Source organism: Rhizobium ecuadorense, from assembly GCF_001187535.1.
Taxonomy (GTDB): Bacteria; Pseudomonadota; Alphaproteobacteria; order Rhizobiales; family Rhizobiaceae; genus Rhizobium; species Rhizobium ecuadorense.
The window spans coordinates 1-206 of sequence record NZ_LFIO01000780.1 but is presented as its reverse complement, the minus strand read 5'-3'; the positions used below and the strand labels follow the sequence as shown (position 1 = coordinate 206).

Sequence of the window (206 nt, the reverse complement as noted above, 5' to 3'; positions counted from 1 at the left end):
GCACCGTCGCATCGCCCTCATGGGGAGCGCAAACCGGATAGTAGGCGACTGCAGCCTTGAACTTTCGATCCATGAACTGCTCGTTGCCTTCGGATTTCGTGGCTTCGAGTGTTGCGATTCCACCAGCCGAGAAGCCCATCAGCCCTACCCGTCGGGCATCAACGAAGGTGAATGTCGATAGGAAATCGAGAGCCCCGTAGGCATCG

The 206-nt window shown here is 57.8% G+C and carries 1 protein-coding gene; it reads right to left on the bottom strand.

Features of this window, described 5'->3' with window-relative positions; translation table 11 throughout:
- Window positions 1–206 (bottom strand): alpha/beta hydrolase family protein (locus AF337_RS13855; RefSeq protein ID WP_152971069.1); only part of this gene is annotated, 206 nt, incomplete at both ends.